This is a genomic window from Streptomyces ureilyticus (assembly GCF_011045025.1).
Lineage (GTDB): Bacteria > Actinomycetota > Actinomycetes > Streptomycetales > Streptomycetaceae > Streptomyces > Streptomyces ureilyticus.
Genome location: NZ_JAAKZX010000379.1, coordinates 1 through 4,224, shown reverse-complemented (window position 1 = coordinate 4,224; position 4,224 = coordinate 1). Strand labels below are relative to the sequence as shown.

The 4,224-nt window shown below is 70.5% G+C and carries 2 protein-coding genes; both read left to right on the top strand.

Annotation, left to right across the window (positions count from 1 at the left end):
• The first annotated feature begins 266 nt into the window (after window positions 1-266).
• A complete protein-coding gene (gene pknB / locus G6048_RS47010; RefSeq protein WP_165345740.1) occupies window positions 267-2,210 on the top strand; it encodes a Stk1 family PASTA domain-containing Ser/Thr kinase in 1,944 nt (647 codons plus the stop codon).
• A 139-nt stretch (window positions 2,211-2,349) separates the two neighbouring features.
• The coding region (locus G6048_RS51690; RefSeq protein ID WP_328829050.1) for a VMAP-C domain-containing protein at window positions 2,350-4,224 on the top strand (1,875 nt) is incomplete at its 3' end.

The following is a 4,224-nucleotide window of genomic DNA, read 5'->3' as shown; positions in this document are numbered from 1 at the left end:
GGTGGCGGAGGGAGCGCGCCAGGCGGCTCCCGGGGCGTCCGGTGCCGCCGCGTGGGGGGGGGCTGCGCCCCCAGGCCTCACCGCTGCCTCCGGCCGGCGTGATCCAGCCACCGGCCCTCGAGGCGATGCTCCCCTCGCGCTCTTGATCCCGGTGTGACCTGTGGTACCGGTGTGACCTGCGATCTCGTCACAGCTCGGCTGCAGTCCGGATCCGAATCTTCACCGATCACGCGGCGTTGACAGTGTCGGCTCGTACACTCACCTGCGTGGATACGACCCTTCAGGACCCGTTGGTCGGTCAGGTGCTCGACGGCCGCTACCGCATCGACGCACGGATCGCGGTCGGCGGGATGGCCACGGTCTACCGGGCCGTGGACACCCGCCTGGACCGCGTGCTCGCACTCAAGGTGATGCATCCCGGGCTGGCCGCGGACGCCACGTTCGTCGACCGGTTCATCCGCGAGGCCAAGTCCGTGGCCCGGCTCGCGCACCCCAATGTGGTGCAGGTTTTCGACCAGGGGACCGACGGGCCGTACGTCTACCTGGCCATGGAGTACGTCGCCGGGTGCACCCTGAGAGACGTGCTGAGCGAGCGCGGGGCCCTGCACCCCCGGGCGGCGCTCGACATCCTGGAGCCGGTGCTCGCCGCGCTCGGCGGCGCGCACCGCGCCGGGTTCGTGCACCGTGACATGAAGCCGGAGAACGTCCTGATAGGGGACGACGGCCGGGTCAAGGTGGCCGATTTCGGCCTCGTACGGGCCGTGGACACGGTCACCAACACGACAGGGTCCCTGCTCGGCACGGTGTCGTATCTGGCCCCGGAGCAGATCGAACACGGCACGGCCGATCCACGGGTCGACGTGTACGCATGCGGAATCGTCCTCTACGAAATGCTGACCGGCGACCGGCCGCACCTCGCGGACTCGCCCGCCGCGGTGCTCTACAAGCACCTCCACGAGGACGTTCCGCCGCCGTCCGCGGAAGTGCCGGGCCTGGCCTACGAGCTCGACGAACTGGTCGCGTCGGCGACCGCGCGCACTCCGGACGTACGTCCGCACGACGCGGTGGCGCTGCTCGCGCAGGCCCGGAACGCACGCAGCGGTCTGACCGCCGAGCAGCTGGACGCGGTGCCGCCGCAGGCGCTCACCGAGGGTCACGACATCGGCGACGACCGTACGAGCGTGATCCCGCGCTCGCTGTCCATGCCGCGGCCGCTCCCCGTGAACGAGGACGGCGGCGATCGCGGGTTCCAGCACACGAGCGTCCTTCAGACCCCGCCCTCCGACCCTCCTCCCTCGCGCCGCCGTGCCCGCGCACCGCTCCCCCGGCGCGGCGTGCTCGCGATCGTCGCCGCCTTGCTGCTGGTCCTCGGCCTCGGTGCGGGTGTCTGGTACATCAACTCCGGCCAGTTCACGAAGGTCCCGCCGCTGCTCGCGATGACCGAGGCGAAGGCCAAGAACCGTCTTGAGAGCGCCGGGCTCGATGTGGGGCCGGTCGAGCGCGCGTACAGCGACACGGTCGAGCGCGGCACGGTGATCAGCAGCGACCCCAAGGCGGGCGCCCGGATCCGTGACAACGACCCGGTGTCGCTGACGATCTCCAGGGGCCCGAAGAACGTACGGGTGCCGGATGTGGAGGGTTACGCGCTGGACAAGGCCAGGGAGCGGCTGAAGGAGGAGGGTCTGAAGGCCGGCATGATCACCAGGGCCTTCAGCGACGAGGTCACCTTCGGCTTTGTGATCCGTACGGAGCCGGGTGCGGGCACCACGCGCCGCGCGGGCTCCGCCATCGCGCTCACCGTCAGCAAGGGCAGCCCGGTGGATGTGCCGGACGTCACGGGTGACGAGCTCGCCGACGCGCGGCAGGAGCTTGAGGACGCGGGCCTGAAGGTCGAGATAGCCCCCGAGCAGATCAACTCCGAGTTCGACGCGGGCCAGGTCGCCCAGCAGTCGCCGGCCGCCGACCAGCAACTGGGCGAGGGCGACACCGTCACCCTGACGATCTCCAAGGGTCCGGAGCAGATCGAGGTCCCGGACGTGGTGGGCGACAAGGTCGACGACGCCAAGCGGGAGCTGGAGGCCGCAGGCTTCAAGGTCAAGGAGGACCGGGGCTTCCTCGGGCTCTTCGGGGGAGACACAGTCAAGGGGCAGTCGGTGCCCGGTGGTGACACGGCACCGGAGGGCTCAGAGATCACCATCGAGATCGAGTGACGGTCTTCCGGGACCGCATCCATGCGCCTGATCAACTCGCCCTTGAATCAAGTGTGTTACCCCCTGCGCACGGAGTGACCGTCACCGCTACTATGGCGGCTTCGCCGGATTCCCGGCCAAGGACACCGGGGGGAGTCGTGTGGTGGGGGGACCGGCCACGGAGTCGGCCAGCAACTGGCAGGTGAGCATCATCGGACCCGCCGGCGCACCGGTGGGCGGTGGAGTACTCGTACCACCTCGTTATGTCATGACCTGCGCCCATGTGGTGACCGCCGCCCTGGGCCGGAAGCTTCAGGATCCGGCCCGCGCCACCCTCACTGTCGCTCTGGCCGGCGGACTGCGCCTGACCTGCTCCCTCGGCGGCGGACACCGGTACACCGGCGGCAGCGGACATCAGGACGTCGCGGTCCTGGCACTCCACGGCGATCTGGGGCGGGCCAACGGCCTGTTCCCCACGGTCCACACCCATCTCTCGGGCAGTGACATGGACGCCACGGACCGGCGGATGAACGTGTACGGCTATCCGCGGGGACAGGACGACGGAGTCTGGGCCCGCTGCGTGGTCGCGGGCGAGCGCCTGAACCGCACCCTGATCCAGCTGGACGCCGAACCGGGCAGCGGACGCGCGGTGGAGAAGGGCTTCAGCGGCAGTGGGGTCCAGGACATGGAGACGCGGCGGGTTGTGGGCATCGCCGTATTGCGGGACAAGGCGGCTCCCGTCTCCTGGATGATCCCGATGCGCCGGATCGCCGAGTCATGGCCTCCCTTGCGAGCCGCGCTCGCTCTCTCCGGAGAGCCACCGTCCCCAGCCGCGCCCAGGCCCCACGATCCGTACGGTGATCCCTTCGGCCCCGAGGCCATGGATCAGCTCTACCGGCTGCTCCTCGACGGGCAGGTTCCGCTCTCCGGTCTGGTGGAGCTGCGGGCCCAGGCCGCGCAGCCGGTCCACAGGGAGTGGACGGGTGCCCCCGAGGACGTCCTGGGCATCGTCCAGGACCTGCGGGACATGGCTCAAGGAGTACGCCCGGTCCCGCCGCTCCTCGTTTTCGTCGCAGCCCTGGCCCAGCGCATTCCGGGCGCTCGCGGGCAGCAGCTGGCCCACTGGGTGCGCGACCGCGCGGGCCACTGCGACCCGGCGGTGGACCCTGTCCCGCTGCTGACGCGCCGCCCCCGTGTCGCGAGCCGCTTGGCTACGTGGACGTACGCCATCTTCCAGATCACGCCCGCCGCCGCGAGCCGCCACTATCTGCTGGACGTGTTCCGCCAGCGCGAGGGAGCGCCCCGCCAGGCCGTCGCCCAGTACCCGGAGGGCATGCGGCTGCCTCAGCTCGAACAGCTGGTGGTCGATCAGATCACCCGCATGCGACGAGAACGGGCCATCGGATCCCCCGAGTTGTTCGTGGAGTTCGTGCTACCCCGCGAACTCCTCTCCCGGCCCCTGGACGACCTGCCCATCGTCACACCCAGCGGCGCACAGGTGCGCCTGGGGGTCGTGCACCCGGTGGCTGTGCGCAGCCTTGAGCGCCAGAACGCACCGGAATGGCGGGATTGGGGGCATAGCTGGGCCCAGAAGTGGGACAGGATGACATCAGTGGCCGCACTCTCGGGAGAGGGCGTGGTGGGAGTGATCCATGCCAGAAGCCTGGACAAGGCGGTCCACGAGGCGCTGTTCGCCACTCTGTACGCCGAAGGCGGGCCCGTCGCCCTCGTCCTCGGCTTCCCGCCGAAGGCGCCCAGGAGGCGCGACCCCGACGCCGAGTTCGACGCCGCGCTCGATGCGGGAATGCCCGCTCTGATATGGGCGCACGAACCCGGTGACGGAAAGCGTGTGATCGACGGGGTGCTCGCGCGGCTGCCCGGCGAGAGCCCGTCCGGACTGCCGGAGGTGGTGCTCAGAGCCCGCCGTGGTGAGCGGCCTGCCGGCTCCTCGGGCGCCGCTCTCACCGTTTCGGGGCTGCGTCTCGGGTTGCTCTGGGACCCGTTCGACCGCCTGCCCCCGCATACGCCGCTGGCC